Below are 14,733 nucleotides of genomic sequence, written 5' to 3' on the forward strand. Positions count from 1 at the left end.
GTTCAACTAACCATCAGTGGGAATGAAGAAACTCCACATTGATGGAAGTTTCACCTTAACCCGATAGATCTTCATCTAATTGTATGGGGGAATTCCTATGAAAAAAATAAAGATGCCTACTGCTTATACGTTATTATTTTTGATTATTGTTGTCATTGCAGCATTAACCTGGGCAATCCCTGGCGGAAAGTACGATACGAAAGTGGATAAAGCGACACAACAAGAAATCCCGGTAGCCGGAACGTATCATCAGTTACCTAGTAAAGAGCAAACCCCTCAAGGTGTATGGGAAGTATTAAATGCTCCAATTAATGGATTTTTTGACGCCAAAGATATCGCCCTGTTTGTGCTAGTCATCGGCGGCTTCCTTGGGGTTGTTATGAAAACGGGTGCGATCGATGCCGGGATATCCCGTGTCATTCGAAAATTGAAAGGACGAGAACAATGGCTGATTCCCATACTGATGACCCTTTTTGCCATCGGTGGATCGACCTACGGGATGGCCGAAGAAACTATCGCCTTCTACCCTATTCTGATCCCTGTGTTGATTGCAGCAGGATATGACGCCTTAACAGCAGTATCAATCATCGCTCTAGGGGCAGGCATCGGCTGCCTTGGTTCTACCGTTAACCCGTTTGCAACAGGTATCGCCTCCGGATTTGCCGGTGTTTCCATCGGTGACGGGATGGGGCTTCGTCTGATCATCCTTGTTGTTACCTTAATCGTTACGATTATGTTTGTCATGCGCTATGCAAAAAAGGTTAAAGAAGATCCTTCCAAATCCCTAATTGCCAATATGAAGACAGAAAATGAGAAGCATTTCTTAACACAAAAGACAGAGGATATTGAATTCACTGGGCGTCGAAAAGCTGTTCTTTCGGTATTCGGATTAACCTTTGTCGTGATGATTTTAGGGGTTATCCCATGGGCCTATAAATTTAATATTACTATTTTCGAAGATTTGGTTAAAGCATTAGGAAAAATTCCGTTCATTGGAAAATTACTTGGCGGTATGGTTCCGCTCGGTGACTGGTGGTTCGGGGAATTAACGATGTTATTCTTAACATCCTCTATCATTATCGCCTTTATTTATAAAATGGGCGAAGAGAATTTCACTAGTACATTCATTAACGGTGCACGCGATTTATTAGGTGTCGCCATCATTATCGGAATTTCCCGAGGCATCACCGTTGTCATGGATGCCGGAGGAATGACGTCAACGGTTCTCCATTGGGGAGAAGGCATGCTTGATAATATGGGTTCTATCCTGTTTACTAATCTATCATTCTTATTTTACTTGCCATTATCTTTCCTAGTGCCATCGACATCAGGACTGGCGACGCTTTCGATGCCGATTATGGCACCTTTAGCAGACTTTGCTGGGATTGGCAGAGATCTAGTGATTACCGCCTATCAAAGTGCTTCAGGGATAGTGAACTTAGTTACGCCAACAAGTGCCGTAATCATGGGAGCACTCGCAATTGCACGTATTCCTTATAGCACTTATCTCAAACACGTTTGGAAATTAGTTTTAGGATTAGCTCTCATCATTATGGTGATTATGAGTATAGCCGCCATTATGAGCTAGGATTTTAATTTAATACCTTGGTTGAAAATCATTCTGATTATAAAAATATGAAAAGCCATATTATAAAAAGCTAACGGTCCTATTAAAGACAGTTAGTTTTTTAAGAAGATCAAACTATCATTAACAGAGTTTTTACTATAATAAAGGAGATAACCTTATGAAAAAACAAAAAGTAGTCATTGCTTTAGGAGGCAATGCGATTCAATCTGGTGATGCAACAGCAGAAGCTCAACAATTAGCCCTTGAAAAAACAGCACGACAACTCGTAGATTTTATCGAAAAAGGCATTGATATTATTATTTCCCATGGTAACGGGCCGCAGGTCGGGAATATTTTACTGCAGCAGGCTGCAGCCAATTCGGTGAAAAATCCAGCGATGCCGCTTGATACATGTGGTGCCATGAGTCAGGGGATGATTGGCTACTGGATGCAAAACGCAATGGATAAAGTTTTGAAAGAACGCTGTATTTCGAAAAATGTGGTAACGGTTGTGACCCGAGTCGTTGTCGATCAAAATGACCCTGCTTTTTTAAATCCAACCAAACCGATTGGACCTTTCTATAACGAAGAAGAAGCTAGGAGAATCATGGAAGAAACGAATACTTGTTTTAAAGAAGATGCCGGACGCGGCTGGCGGCGGGTTGTGCCTTCACCAAAGCCTGTAAGCATTCGCGAGCATTCAGTCATCAATTCTCTCGTCGAGCAAGGAAATATTGTCATTTCTGTCGGCGGCGGCGGGATTCCTGTCGTCGAAACAGAAAATGGCTTACTTGGAATCGAAGCGGTGATTGATAAAGATTTTGCGTCACAAAAGCTAGCCGAACTTGTCGATGCCGATGCCCTCATTATTCTCACCGCTGTCGACAATGTATATATTGATTTTAATAAACCAACGCAGAAAAAATTAGAGGATGTAAGTATTGAAGAGTTACAGGCTTATATCACAAGCGGGCATTTTGCTGCTGGGAGCATGCTCCCTAAGGTAGAGGCGGCTATCAATTTTGCCGAAACAAGTCCAGATCGTAAAACAATCATCACCTCATTAGATAAAGCATTTAATGCTATGGACGGAAAAGCAGGAACGGTCGTCACCTTAAATGGTGCAGGGGTCCTTGCCTAAATATGACAAAACCTCTTTGAATCTAGGTTCAAAGAGGTTTTGCTTTTTTAAAAATCATTGGACTGGTCGACAGTCTTAGCTTTTATCGGCAATATGGATTGCTCCACTTTTTCATATTTCATAAGGATAGATTTAATAAAGCTTAGCTTCGGAACAATCCAGTAGACAACGAAAGCTGCACATATTCCGATTAGGGCACCGGTAAGAACATCCCCTGGAAAGTGAACCCCTACCCAAATACGGGAAACCCCTACTAAACTGGCAACCGTCAGCCATACCCATCCTTCTTTTTTGCGTACTAACCAAATTGAAAAACAGACGGAGAAAAACAGAATGGAGTGGTCACTCGGAAACGCATTATCAACCGCATGTTCAATAAGCTTATTTACGTGTGTCAGCTCAACAAATGGTTGAAAATGATGATTGAATATCCCTGCAATTTTCCCAAAAACTTCAGCAAGCACGAAAGCAAGCACACTCTGAATGACCATCATTCTATTTTGGTTGGTCCGGGTAAACCAATAAACTATCAATCCTATTAATAAAACATACACCATATAGTCCGCTATGAAGATGGCGATTGGGTTTAGGGAATCGTATTCTTTTCCTAGATCATTAATTGCTCGAAAGACATCAATATTTACTTGCGATATAGACATTTTTGACTTTTCACCCCTGATTCATCACTTTTTTAAGTGCACTGTAATATTATCGGGTAATAAGTTTTAAATTGTCCTTAACCATTTCTTAATTTTTTCTTAAAATACAACAATACCTACATCGAGAATGAAAAAGAATGGACTTGTAGACTAATTTAAAAGCTTAATTTCATGTGGTGTCAGGCACTTATGAAAGACTCGCCGATTGGCGAGTCCTTCTCTAGGACGAAGTCAGAGGTGGAGATCCTCGTTTGTATAAAAAAGCAGAGGTGCAGCTCCTCGCATGTCTGAAAGAAAAAAAAGCAGAGAATTGATTTCTCTGCTCTGCTATTTTGAATTTACGACTTCAGGCTTCGTTTGTTGTTTTTGATTGTAAAGCGGCAAAATGAAGAGTAAACCGATGATAAACAAGACGGCCGATGTTTCAAACGTAGTTACCAATGAAAAATTCTCTTTTAAAACACCTGCAACACTCATGGTTATGACCATTGATCCGGCGAACAGCGGGCTTAAAATCCCATTCACTCGACCAATAAAGGCCTCTTCTGTTTTTTGTAAGATCAATGTATTAATCCCTATTTGAATACACGGCATCATCAGACCGTTACAAAACTCAGCAATCAGTGTAATCCACAGGTTTGTTGACCAGCCCATAACAGCAATGCCGATCCCATTGACAAGCATTCCAAAAACAAGCAGTCTTTGCGGTGCCACATTTTTAGCAAAAATCATCGCTGCTGCTCCGCCGAGAATCATCCCAGCACCATTGACCATCAGCAGCCACTGAAGGTTTTCCTTCGGAAGGTTTAATTGCTCCGTAACAAGGAAAATTGATAATGGGTTAATGAACCCGATGCCTAATCCTGCAGCCATGAAACACAGGCCTAATAGGCTCAATTCTTTTTTTTCAAGAACATACTTTATTCCACTTTTCATTTCCTGCAATAATGTTGATTCACCCATATCTTCTAATGGACGGTCCTTTGGCAGGAATGCAAGTGAACCAGCTGAAAGTAAGAATGCGATTCCCGTAACAGCAATCGAGATGTCAATTCCAAACGATTGAAAGACGAACGTTCCAATAACTGGGCCTAATACCATAAATAAAGCAAAGACAGTCTGATAAACTGACATCGCTTGCTGCACTTGGTCTGCAGATAAATGCATTTTAAACAATTTCATTCCTGATGGCTGGGAGAATTGTGAGAGTATGGCTGAAATTAAAGTCGCGAAAAATACTACCTTCCACGTTCCAAAAATAAGTGTAATCAGCACGGCAAAAATTGATACTGCGCTTAAGATATCACACCAGACCATAGTCTTCTTCGGTGCCCAGCGGTCAGCAAATGTCCCGCCGATAAAAGAAAAAATAAAGATTGGCGCAAATTCTGCCACCGAGATCATCGAGACTGCAAATGCGTCGCCGTTGGTCTGTTCCATTACAAACAGTAGAACGGCAAAATTCCGGACCCAAATACCTACCTGTAAAAATAACCCTGACATAATAATCGCGAGAAAGACACGATTGCGAAATAAACCTCCGGTTGGTGCTGTTTGTGTTACGTTATTTTCCATATAAAAACCTCCTACGCAAATTTCTGGTAGGAGGCGGTACGATACAATTTCAAAGCGGCACAATATCCCTGACAGAAGGGACACAATGATCTTATCGACTTGTATAAAAGTACAGACTAATCCTATCCAGAAAAAAGGTTGTATTTTTTTCATGAGTAATAGGATTATAAGATCATCGTTCCAAGGTCACCCTTCCGTTTTTTGTAAGTTTTATTCTAAATGATTCCAATCATGAATGCAAGTATTTTCATTCAGCGGTTTTACCACAAATTTCGACAGAGGCTCGGGTCTTTGTGACAGTTAGTATGGAAATTACATCTCCAATTAGAGTCGGTCTGTGTGTCTGTTAATATGAGCATTACCTCTTCACGTGCACCTAGAGTCAGTCTTTGTGATCCTGAGTATCAGCATTACCTTCTCACGGATACTTAGAGTCAGTCTTTGTGACCGTTAATGTTCAAAAGACCGTTAATTTTAGGATGATAATTCCATTGACAATGATTCTCATTATCTATAAAATGACGAATATAAACATTACATCGGAGGGGATACAACATGTTTAACATGCTATTTGGGTTGAAGGATATTCACACAGTTCTTGCTAATCAACGAAAAATCGGTGGTGCAGCGGAAGCAGATTCAATTCGCTTATCTTCTGGTGAAACCTACTTAAACCCAGTGTTTACAAATGTTGATATCTCAAAAGGACAATATGTTTCCGTTGGTTTTATCGATGAAGACGGGCACAATATTATCGCCCACGTCGACCAAATCGCCATTATTAAAGGCTTACAGCACAAATTGATTTGCCAGCTAAATAACACTTTTATTAAAGAAATAATGGTCCGTGATACTTTACAATACTTACAAAGATTATGTGAAGTAAACGCGGGGTTTATTACTCCTACCTTTAAAAAGGAAGCGCTGAAGCTTGTTCATGATATCAGCGTGAAAGAATTGAAAAACCATAATATATCATTGCCATTCCCTCTTGAAGATAAAATCGTTCGTTTACACGCATAAACGAGGTCCAATTGTTGGATCTCGTTTTTTTTGTCAAAAAGAGCTTTGAAAAATGCTTTTTAGGGTAAGCAAATTGCTTATAAAGCCCTTCTGCTTTCTTTTTCAAGTAAAAGTCGTTGTAGAGACCTTCTACTTTTACTCTTCATTTTTCGCTCAATACCTATGTAGAACCTTTCTACTTCGACCTTTGCTCTTTTTTCCCATGGAAAAGCTTAAGTAGAACATTCATTTAAAATGTCCTCACAGGCGTAAGAGCAACTTTGCCTCTATCTTCTCACCTTGAGTCTTACTAATCGGAAAGTTATCTTTATTAGAGAATTTCCACCTGGCATGCTAAACGATACCCGTTGGCGATTTCCTTAGTTAGCTTTTTATATTCTTGTTCATTTGGCGTAGAAAGCCCCGGTCCTTGGAGAACCTTTACTGTGCACTGACCGCAGGTCCCTTTTCTACATTTAAACTTGATTTCCTTCCCCTGATTAAGAGCGGCATCCAGAAGTTTCCCTTTTGATGGTGTAATTTCAAATTTTGCGCCACCTTGCTGAACAATAATTTTTTCAGGCTTGATGGATGGTGTCACTGGGTTATTTCGATCAAAACTTTTAACCACAGGTATTATTTTTCCAGAAATTAGCGATCCTACGGTGAAACCTCGTTGCCACACCCCTTATTCTCCTATGAATTCAAGGGTGCAGATTGCAGAAGGTCGTTTAATCCGTAATACGACTGTTTCATACACCCGGAATGGGTGGTTCATCCCTTCCTGCCCCATATAGGCAGTATCGAAATCCTCGGAAACAGCCAAGTCTAAATTGTTCCGGCCTGTATTTAGGATGACTCCCGCTCTCCCTTTTAATACAGGTGATTGGAACACCCCACCCGTCACCAGCTCACGAATATGTTCGATTTCTAATACATTTGTATCCCTATGTACACGATGGATAAGTGAATAAAGCTCCGGCGACAGTACAAGTGCAAACGGGCCATTATGGTTCATCTCAAGCAGCTTGCTTCTAGCCTCGACAATATCCTGAAAGGCTGTACCCGATTCGTACCATTCACCAATCAGATGGGTAAGGCGCCCCTGGACATTCATTAGGCCCGGGATGTCAAACTCCTTTGCCCCGTGAAAAATCATTTGATCTTCTAAATTGGCGACATCGCGGGCGGCATTTGCTGCTGATGAAAAATCAATTGGGATATCCAACACCTTTGCCTGTTCTAAATCACGCCAAAATAAAATGAAATCCTTGTATAGGAGTGGAATGGTATGATTAACGCGTTTGCTGGATTCAAAGGAGGTATCAAATGAACCCTGGATGTCCATCTTGGCCTCGATTGTTTCAGTAAAAATATCGTTTGCTATGCTTTGCATACCTCGTCCAAGCGGGCCGTATAATTCGATAAAACGGCGTCCAACTAACTGCCTTCGTGCCGTTTCAATGACAGTTTTATCTAATTGGTCGAATTCTTGATCCGAAATTGGAGAATCCGGAAATATTTGCGATTTATTCATGGTTCTATCCTCACATTTCTTATATTAAGGCTGTTTTGACTAAGTATTGATTGCATGATTCCGCCAATTTTGTGGTTAATTCCGCCAAACTTAGAAGTTTTCCCGCCATTTTCGAGAATAATTCCGCCAAACTAAACAATTATTCCGCCAAATTGACAATTTTATAGTTCAAGCCCCTTCAATTATGTTAAAAACTCAAATTAAACTTCCGACGGTAAAACCTTTTTTATGTTTTGTATGTACCACGATAGGTTCAACATTGGTTGATCGGTCTAAATGATCATGATGCTCATCATGATGGGCATGCGGGTCTATGTAATCATGATCAAAGCGGCTATTTATATCGTTTAGCATCGCTTTTACTTGCTGATAATCTTGGTAAGATACCTCACGTAATTGGTTTAACATTGTGCTCCGTTCCCCATCGGTAAAACGAAACAGGGCTAAATCAAGATGTTCAACAAAATTATGCAAGCCGAATTTTTCGAGATTCAGTTCTTGCAAGAGACGATTAAATTCATTATTGGTCGGAGCAAAATCAGCTTCATTTTTTTCTTTTTCAAACGTATTGATAAGCGGAATCAACTCCACTAATCGCGAAAGCCGCTGTTCTTCTTCTTCAAAAATATGGTGATAGTACAGGCGCTCATGGTCATCCGCAGCGTTTTCAATAACCGGTTCAAGCATATTCATAAATTTTTCAATAGCATCATAGGTTGTCGTAAAAATCCGATAAAAAACCCTTAATTCCTCTTTCAATTCCTGCCCCCCCTTAGTATTCAACTACATGTCATTATTGACATGGAATTCATTTTTAAAACAACAACTTCATTTATGCGGCAATATTCCAATCATGAATAACTCTTGTTTTCTGAAACATAATAAATATGGTTATTTAAAATTAATAGGAGGAGGTTTGCAATGATGCAAAACCAACAAGGGCAAATGCACCAAAATATGCATACGGGGGCTGTTCCGCCTCAGATGAACCATGGAGGTCATGAAGTATTTGATGTTCATGAAGTACTTTCGGGAGCAATTAGCACAATGGACCAGTATATGATGGTACGTCAATACGTAAAAGACCCAGAATTACTTGATATTCTGGATCGTCAATATCAATTTATGCAGGATGAATACAACATTACCGTAGAGTGTTTCACAACAGGACAAGATCCTTCCAAGCGAACTCAAAGCTATAAAATGAAGCAAGGGAATGACTTCGTATATGGGCTGCAGCCTTCTCAGCCGAAAAAACCGGCACAATCTCCAACAGAACTTACAGATGCCTGCATTTCAGGAATAATGCTTGGCTCTGCAAAATCGGGAGCATCTATGAAGACAATGGCAGCATGTGAAGTTACCAACCCAGTGGTACGCCGTGTGCTTGCTGACTCTGTTCCAAATTGTATTGAAATGGCTTATGAACTCTCCATTTATCAAAATCAACATCATTACTATCAAGTACCGCAGCTTGCACAGCAGGATATGCAGCAGCTTCTAAATGCATACGCCCCGGCCCAAGGAATGCCACAAGCGAACAATATGAATATGAACACTAACATGAACATGCCTCATTAGAAAAATAGGGTTCTCTCAAGCACCTAAGTAAAGTAAAAATGCTACCCTCTTAATCATTGTGATTAAACGAAAGGGTAGCATTTGTTTTATAGAACAATTCTATTTACTTTATTGTAAACAATTTAGTTATTATGCGTATTTTATGCCAGCAAGCTTTATATTGTTTTTATCATCTGACCCACAAGGTGTTACCGCATAAGTCATTTCACATTTTGGGCAATTCATAATAACCGTTTCTAATGTAAATGTTTCTCCACACTCACATCTAATCTCGTGCGCCACTGTTGGTGCAAAGTTTTCTTTCCCCTTACTTTTAACATGGTCAACGATGTCTTTCCCATCTTTTAAACTTGTTGTACAACCACAGCTCATATATAACCCTCCAAGGATATTAATAATTTTATTAAATATAATAAATTAAGAATAGCATAGAAACATTTAAATCAATGTGTCAAAAATTAAACACTTTGAAAAATGTAATAGATCTTTCCCTTTAGCCTAACTAATAATCCGATACATAGTTTGAAATATATTGAAAAAAGTTATAAAATAAAATAGAACATATGTTTCCGAATGATTTAGTTGAAATTTATTTTTTGGGAGGTGTGCAAATGAAAGATTGGGAAGCAGCCTATATTGCAGGAATTATTGATGGAGAAGGTTCAATAACATTAACCAGAATGCATGAAAAGGAATATCGCCGCCCCTGTATAACAATCGCATCTACCGATAAAGAACTTTTAGTCTATCTTCAAACATTAGCTAATGGAACTATCAATAATAAAAAGAACTATAATCCAGACCGACATAAAGATTCCTATACACTAACTATAAAGAAAAAAGAAATTGTTTTGGACATATTAAAACTTATTACTCCCTATTTAAGAGTAGATAAAAAAAGAAATCGTGCACTATGGATACTCGAAAATTATGATAATGTTACACCAAGGAACGGAAAATATAACTCAGTATTATTAGAGAAGAAAATCGCATTTGAAGATTCCTTTTTTAAAATATAAAAAAGACCAGCATTTCTGCTAGTCTTGTTATCCACCTATGTATGGTGGAGACGGCGGGACGTGCGTTTCCATGCTTTCGTCATGGCACTGACTATATCTTGAACCTGCTCTTAAAACAGGTCCCTCGGCGTCTTATACGAAATATAATTTTCACCTTAAAAGGTGGAATTTCGCATCCTAGTACTACCATTTCATCATGGCAGCCTATAAGTCGATACACGGCTGTTGGATTGCTCCACATACCGCTCGGCATTGCCTTATCACTTTTTTAAAGTGACTTAGGTTTCACCGATAAAGCCGAATTTTCACTTATGTGTTACCACATAAGGCGACTAATTACTAATCGAACCCGCGTCCAAAGATATCGCCACTTAAGCTTCTACGAGTGTAGTCGATATATTGGTGTTTCGCTGAGCCTTTTGCCTATCGACCGGCGTCCGGTCAGCTAGCCTGGTTGTTCTCTTCCTTCATCCTCAGGCGGTGGAATCCGGCGTAGCCCACTTAGAGTGAGTCCCTTACCCTACCACATGGGCAATGGAGGGAGGAACCGCTATGCAGTATTAAGCTGCGAAAGCGAGGTTGTTGTTAGTTTTGCCAGTTATGGCTTTGACGTTTTAACGAGGCCGATCCCCTCGACTCGCAACCTAAGCTCAAACTACCCCTGTCGAATCCGTAGCGTCCCCATTATAAAATGTGCTGAAATCTGTTTAGGATTCTAGCATCAGACGTTAGGATGCTCAACAATATTTTGAGCAAAAGTTTCTTGCCGCTATCTTAGCGACAAACTTATTATAACACACTTACAGGATTTTTCAATTGTAAGTATTTGTAAAAGTAAATTCTTTGGCTTTACGAGAATCCATCGAAAAGACGGACGGCCCCCTACATCTTTTGACGATCGCGGAAGGCTCGTTCGATTTCACGCTTCGCTTCTTTTTGCTTTAAGGCTTCACGCTTATCATAATTTTTCTTACCTTTTGCCAGTCCAACTAACACCTTGCAAAAACCATTTTTCAAATAAAGCTTTAGTGGAACAAGGGCATATCCTGCCTCTTTCGTTTCACCAATCAGCTTATTGATTTCACGTTTATGAAGCAATAGCTTACGCGTTCGTAACGGGTCATGATTGTAGCGATTTCCCTGCTCATACGGGCTTACATGCATTCCAAAAAGAATCGCTTCTCCATTTTGAATCCGGGCATATGCATCCTTGAGATTAACTTTTCCTGCACGAATCGACTTGATTTCCGTCCCCTGCAGCACGATGCCGGCCTCGTACGTTTCTTCAATAAAATAGTCATGGTAGGCCTTTTTGTTTTGTGCGACTACTTTTCCTACACCTTTTGGCATATTTTTCACCTCAATCTATAGTGTTTATTTTAACAAAAAAAACAAGCTGCTACAATTGAAAGAGAGCCTCGTATGGAAGGCTCCCTTCAAGTGATTATTTATTTCTTCGTTTCGTACTTTTTGATTTAGGAACGTTCTCGTAAAATTTACGTTTCTTTTTCGCTTTTTTACCCTGACTGCCGCCTGATTCAGACTTCTGATTACCATCTTGATTAGGATTCGGTCTGCGGTTTTTATTTCGGCTCTGATCACGGTCTCCCTGCTGTTTGTTCCTCCGCGGTTTATGTGTGTCACTGCCCGTTTTAAAAACCTTCGGAGCATCAGAACGTTCCCGGCGAGGTGTTCCCTTCATGCCCACGATTTCAAAATCAATCGAGCGCTCATCTTTATTGACTTTTACCACGCGGACCGTGATTTCATCACCAATCCGGAATACGTTGCCCGTTCGCTCACCAATCATCGCATAGTGTCGTTCGTCAAAGCGGTAATAATCATCGGTCATATAGCTGACATGGACAAGGCCTTCAATTGTATTTGGCAGCTCGACAAACATCCCAAAGTTCGTTACCGAGCTGATAATGCCGTCATATTCTACACCAATTTTGTCTTCCATAAATTCAGCTTTTTTCAACTCATCCGTTTCCCGCTCGGCATCAACGGCACGGCGCTCCATTTTGGAAGAATGCTGGGCAATTTCAGGCAAGCGGGCATTCCATTTTTCCCTTGTCGCTTCATCCAGCTTTCCTTCGATTAGATAAGTACGGATTAAACGATGGACAATTGTATCTGGATACCTTCGAATCGGTGAAGTGAAATGGGTGTAGAACTCGGTTGATAGGCCAAAGTGTCCGAGACTTTCAGGGTCATATTTTGCCTGCTGCATCGACCTCAGCATGACCGTTGATACCACCATCTCTTCCGGCTTCCCTTGGACCTCTTCAATGATCTCCTGAAGCGCTCTTGGATGCACATCATTTGCAGTACCCTTTACAATGTACCCAAAGTTGGTGATAAACTCAAAAAACCTCCGTAATTTATCTTCCTTTGGATCCTCATGAATACGGTAAATAAACGGAACTTCGAGCCAGTGGAAATGCTCAGCAACTGTTTCATTGGCTGCGAGCATAAACTCCTCAATCAAACGCTCCGCCACAGACCGCTCGCGAAGAATCACATCGGTTGGCTTTCCTTCTTCATCCACCAATACCTTTGATTCTTTAAAATCAAAGTCGATGGCCCCGCGCTTCATACGTTTGTTTCTTAAGATACTGGCTAGCTCTTCCATCATTTCAAACATTGGGACAATCGGCTCGTATCGTCCACGTGTTTCTTCATCTTTTTCAACAAGAATCAGATTCACGTCATGATAGGTCATTCGCTCGGTTGTTTTTATCACACTTTGAAAAATTTCATGAGAAACGACAGCGCCCTCTTGTGAAATTTCCATTTCGCACGATAAAACGAGACGGTCAACCTTGGGATTTAGAGAACAAATCCCGTTAGAGAGACGATGGGGAATCATTGGAATCACTCGGTCTACTAAATAAACACTTGTTGCCCGCTCCTCTGCTTCGAGGTCAATCGGAGTTCCTTCTTTTACATAATAGCTGACATCAGCAATATGAACACCAAGTTTATAGTTGCCGTTTTCAAGCTTTGTTACGGTTACCGCATCATCAAGGTCTTTCGCATCAGCACCGTCAATGGTGACAATCGTTTCATTGCGTAAGTCACGGCGATTGGCTAATTCACTTTCATCAATTGTATCAGGTGTGTCATTCGCTTGCTGCAATACTTCATCAGGGAAAGCCATTGGTAGGCCGTGCTTATGTATGACAGAGAGAATGTCCACGCCAGGATCGTTTTTGTGCCCTAATATCGTGATGACTTCACCTTCCGCACTTTTTCGCCCCTCAGGATATGTGACTAGCTTAACGACAACCTTATGTCCCTCAACCGCTCCTTTTGAAGCCGATTTAGGTATAAAAATATCGCTCGCGAATTTTTTATCATCAGGAATCACAAAGCCAAAGCTTTTACTTTCAACATACGTTCCCACGACTTGCTGGACGCCTCGTTCAACGATACGAATAATGCTGCCTTCCCGGCGCTGCCCCGAGGTTTCAGATGAAACACGTGCTAAAACAGTGTCTCCATGCATTGCCGTGTTTGTTTCATTGGGCGGAATAAATATATCATCCATTCCCGGCTCATCAGGTACGACAAACGCAAAACCTTTCGCATGACCGATTAGCTTTCCGCGAATTAAGTTCATTTTTTGCGGCAATCCGTAACGATTGCTGCGGGTACGAACCACAAGACCCTTTTCTTCCATTTGCACAAGGGCTTTGACAAACTCTTTAAAGTCACTGGAGTCCTGGATGCCAAATGCCTCTTCCAGTTCCTGAACCGTTAATGGTTTGTATGCCTCATCTCTCATATATTGCAAAAGCTTGTCAATGTGCTTTTGAATGTTATCTTCCAAACTAATCCCTCCTTTGGGAGTGCTATTTAATCGTGCCAGTACAGGTTTTCTAAAAAGGAATAAACATCCTCGTGAAGCTGATCTCTTTCTTTATCGAGTGTAATTACGTGTCCTGACTCTTCATACCATTTGATTTCCTTTACAGCTGACTCGATGTTCTCATAAATAATGTTGGCACTATCTGTGTTAATCATCTTGTCGTGACGGGCTTGAACAACGAATGTTGGAGCATAGATCATATCGACATTTTCACGAACGTCTGAGATTAATTGCTGAAGTGCTTTTAAGGTTTTCATCGGTGTCTTTTTAAACTCATTCATTTCCTTTTCGATTTGCTCTTCCGATTTTCCTTCATATTTTTTAAATTCACGGGCATACTCAAGAATACCTTGGTACATCACTTCTTCACTTTTTATATGCATAGGTGCACACATTGGTACAATAGCTTTTATAGGTACAGTGTAACCCAATTTCAAAGAAAATACGCCGCCAAGTGACAGTCCGGCAACAGCAATTTCGTCATGACCTTTATTTTTCAAAAAATTGTATCCATTTATGACGTCCTGCCACCAGTCTTCAGGGCCTGTGTGGACAAGTTCTTCAGGTGGTACTCCATGACCTTTATAATGCGGGGCATGGCAGGTGTATCCTTTTTTTTCGAGGAAGCGTCCAAGCATCCGAACATCTGCCGAATTTCCGGTAAAACCGTGGAGCAAGAGAACGGCTCTTTTTCCACCTTCAAAAGTAAATGGCTTTGGTGTTGTGACTTTCATGTAAAAAACTCCTTTTGTATTAGCTTATATTAGTTTAAGCAATG

Annotated in this window: 14 protein-coding genes and 1 other RNA gene; 5 read left to right on the top strand and 10 right to left on the bottom strand. The window is 40.6% G+C overall.

The genetic code is table 11. The features are described from left to right. Positions 1–97 precede the first annotated feature (97 nt). Together QNH20_RS22310 and arcC are read left to right on the top strand one after the other, a co-directional pair. Positions 98–1,588 carry a YfcC family protein gene (locus QNH20_RS22310; RefSeq protein ID WP_283920127.1) on the top strand — a complete coding sequence of 497 codons (1,491 nt, stop codon included), beginning with the start codon at positions 98–100 and terminating at the stop codon, positions 1,586–1,588. A 157-nt stretch (positions 1,589–1,745) separates the two neighbouring features. Then, complete coding sequence (gene arcC, locus QNH20_RS22315; protein WP_283920128.1) at positions 1,746–2,708, top strand: carbamate kinase; 963 nt, start codon at positions 1,746–1,748, stop codon at positions 2,706–2,708. A gap of 47 nt (positions 2,709–2,755) precedes the next feature. On the opposite strand, the gene QNH20_RS22320 is transcribed toward arcC, so the two are convergent. Both QNH20_RS22320 and QNH20_RS22325 read right to left on the bottom strand, forming a co-directional pair. Next, positions 2,756–3,367: an undecaprenyl-diphosphatase gene (locus QNH20_RS22320; protein WP_283920129.1), complete on the bottom strand. Its 612-nt coding sequence runs from the start codon at positions 3,365–3,367 to the stop codon at positions 2,756–2,758. Between the two features lie 327 nt (positions 3,368–3,694). Continuing rightward, entirely contained in the window at positions 3,695–4,942 is a 1,248-nt protein-coding gene (locus QNH20_RS22325) for an MFS transporter (RefSeq protein ID WP_283920130.1), read from the bottom strand. A gap of 555 nt (positions 4,943–5,497) precedes the next feature. Here QNH20_RS22325 and QNH20_RS22330 point away from each other — a divergent pair. Next, positions 5,498–5,965, top strand: a complete 468-nt coding sequence (locus tag QNH20_RS22330; protein ID WP_283920131.1) for a hypothetical protein — start codon at positions 5,498–5,500, stop codon at positions 5,963–5,965. A 310-nt stretch (positions 5,966–6,275) separates the two neighbouring features. On the opposite strand, the gene QNH20_RS22335 is transcribed toward QNH20_RS22330, so the two are convergent. The 3 genes from QNH20_RS22335 to QNH20_RS22345 form a co-directional block, all read right to left on the bottom strand. Next, positions 6,276–6,629 (bottom strand): 2Fe-2S iron-sulfur cluster-binding protein, encoded by a 354-nt coding sequence (locus QNH20_RS22335; protein WP_283920132.1) that lies wholly within the window; start codon positions 6,627–6,629, stop codon positions 6,276–6,278. 3 nt (positions 6,630–6,632) lie between these two features. After that, a complete protein-coding gene (locus QNH20_RS22340) occupies positions 6,633–7,481 on the bottom strand; it encodes a family 1 encapsulin nanocompartment shell protein (RefSeq protein WP_283920133.1) in 849 nt (282 codons plus the stop codon). Between the two features lie 195 nt (positions 7,482–7,676). Beyond that, positions 7,677–8,240: an IMEF encapsulin system ferritin-like cargo protein gene (locus QNH20_RS22345; RefSeq protein ID WP_283920134.1), complete on the bottom strand. Its 564-nt coding sequence runs from the start codon at positions 8,238–8,240 to the stop codon at positions 7,677–7,679. A 165-nt stretch (positions 8,241–8,405) separates the two neighbouring features. Between QNH20_RS22345 and QNH20_RS22350 the strand changes: the two genes are divergently transcribed. Continuing rightward, positions 8,406–9,062: a spore coat protein gene (locus QNH20_RS22350; protein WP_283923478.1), complete on the top strand. Its 657-nt coding sequence runs from the start codon at positions 8,406–8,408 to the stop codon at positions 9,060–9,062. Positions 9,063–9,191: 129 nt separating this feature from the next. Here the strand turns inward: QNH20_RS22350 and QNH20_RS22355 are convergent, their stop codons facing one another. Continuing rightward, entirely contained in the window at positions 9,192–9,434 is a 243-nt protein-coding gene (locus tag QNH20_RS22355) for a hypothetical protein (RefSeq protein ID WP_283920135.1), read from the bottom strand. 239 nt (positions 9,435–9,673) lie between these two features. On the opposite strand from QNH20_RS22355, the gene QNH20_RS22360 reads away from it, so the two are divergent. After that, complete coding sequence (locus tag QNH20_RS22360) at positions 9,674–10,081, top strand: LAGLIDADG family homing endonuclease (RefSeq protein ID WP_283920136.1); 408 nt, start codon at positions 9,674–9,676, stop codon at positions 10,079–10,081. 340 nt (positions 10,082–10,421) lie between these two features. Here QNH20_RS22360 and ssrA read toward each other — a convergent pair. From ssrA to QNH20_RS22380, 4 genes are all read right to left on the bottom strand, one after another. Continuing rightward, positions 10,422–10,756: a transfer-messenger RNA gene (gene ssrA, locus QNH20_RS22365) on the bottom strand. A gap of 207 nt (positions 10,757–10,963) precedes the next feature. Then, positions 10,964–11,431: an SsrA-binding protein SmpB gene (smpB, locus tag QNH20_RS22370; RefSeq protein WP_283920137.1), complete on the bottom strand. Its 468-nt coding sequence runs from the start codon at positions 11,429–11,431 to the stop codon at positions 10,964–10,966. 94 nt (positions 11,432–11,525) lie between these two features. After that, positions 11,526–13,916: a ribonuclease R gene (gene rnr, locus QNH20_RS22375; protein WP_283920138.1), complete on the bottom strand. Its 2,391-nt coding sequence runs from the start codon at positions 13,914–13,916 to the stop codon at positions 11,526–11,528. A gap of 26 nt (positions 13,917–13,942) precedes the next feature. Continuing rightward, a complete protein-coding gene (locus tag QNH20_RS22380) occupies positions 13,943–14,689 on the bottom strand; it encodes an alpha/beta hydrolase (RefSeq protein ID WP_283920139.1) in 747 nt (248 codons plus the stop codon). Positions 14,690–14,733 lie beyond the last annotated feature (44 nt).

Origin of the sequence: Neobacillus sp. WH10 (assembly GCF_030123405.1) — a bacterium.
In the GTDB taxonomy this organism is placed as follows: Bacteria; Bacillota; Bacilli; order Bacillales; family Cytobacillaceae; genus Neobacillus.

What these genes read in the sequence shown, in the direction of transcription:
- QNH20_RS22320 (WP_283920129.1), bottom strand. Translation starts at nt 3,367, where the DNA reads ATGTCTATATCGCAAGTAAATATTGATGTCTTTCGAGCAATTAATGAT.
- QNH20_RS22360 (WP_283920136.1), top strand. Translation starts at nt 9,674, where the DNA reads ATGAAAGATTGGGAAGCAGCCTATATTGCAGGAATTATTGATGGAGAA.
- QNH20_RS22330 (WP_283920131.1), top strand. Translation starts at nt 5,498, where the DNA reads ATGTTTAACATGCTATTTGGGTTGAAGGATATTCACACAGTTCTTGCT.
- QNH20_RS22380 (WP_283920139.1), bottom strand. Translation starts at nt 14,689, where the DNA reads ATGAAAGTCACAACACCAAAGCCATTTACTTTTGAAGGTGGAAAAAGA.
- smpB (WP_283920137.1), bottom strand. Translation starts at nt 11,431, where the DNA reads ATGCCAAAAGGTGTAGGAAAAGTAGTCGCACAAAACAAAAAGGCCTAC.
- QNH20_RS22325 (WP_283920130.1), bottom strand. Translation starts at nt 4,942, where the DNA reads ATGGAAAATAACGTAACACAAACAGCACCAACCGGAGGTTTATTTCGC.
- QNH20_RS22340 (WP_283920133.1), bottom strand. Translation starts at nt 7,481, where the DNA reads ATGAATAAATCGCAAATATTTCCGGATTCTCCAATTTCGGATCAAGAA.
- QNH20_RS22355 (WP_283920135.1), bottom strand. Translation starts at nt 9,434, where the DNA reads ATGAGCTGTGGTTGTACAACAAGTTTAAAAGATGGGAAAGACATCGTT.
- QNH20_RS22310 (WP_283920127.1), top strand. Translation starts at nt 98, where the DNA reads ATGAAAAAAATAAAGATGCCTACTGCTTATACGTTATTATTTTTGATT.
- QNH20_RS22350 (WP_283923478.1), top strand. Translation starts at nt 8,406, where the DNA reads ATGCAAAACCAACAAGGGCAAATGCACCAAAATATGCATACGGGGGCT.
- arcC (WP_283920128.1), top strand. Translation starts at nt 1,746, where the DNA reads ATGAAAAAACAAAAAGTAGTCATTGCTTTAGGAGGCAATGCGATTCAA.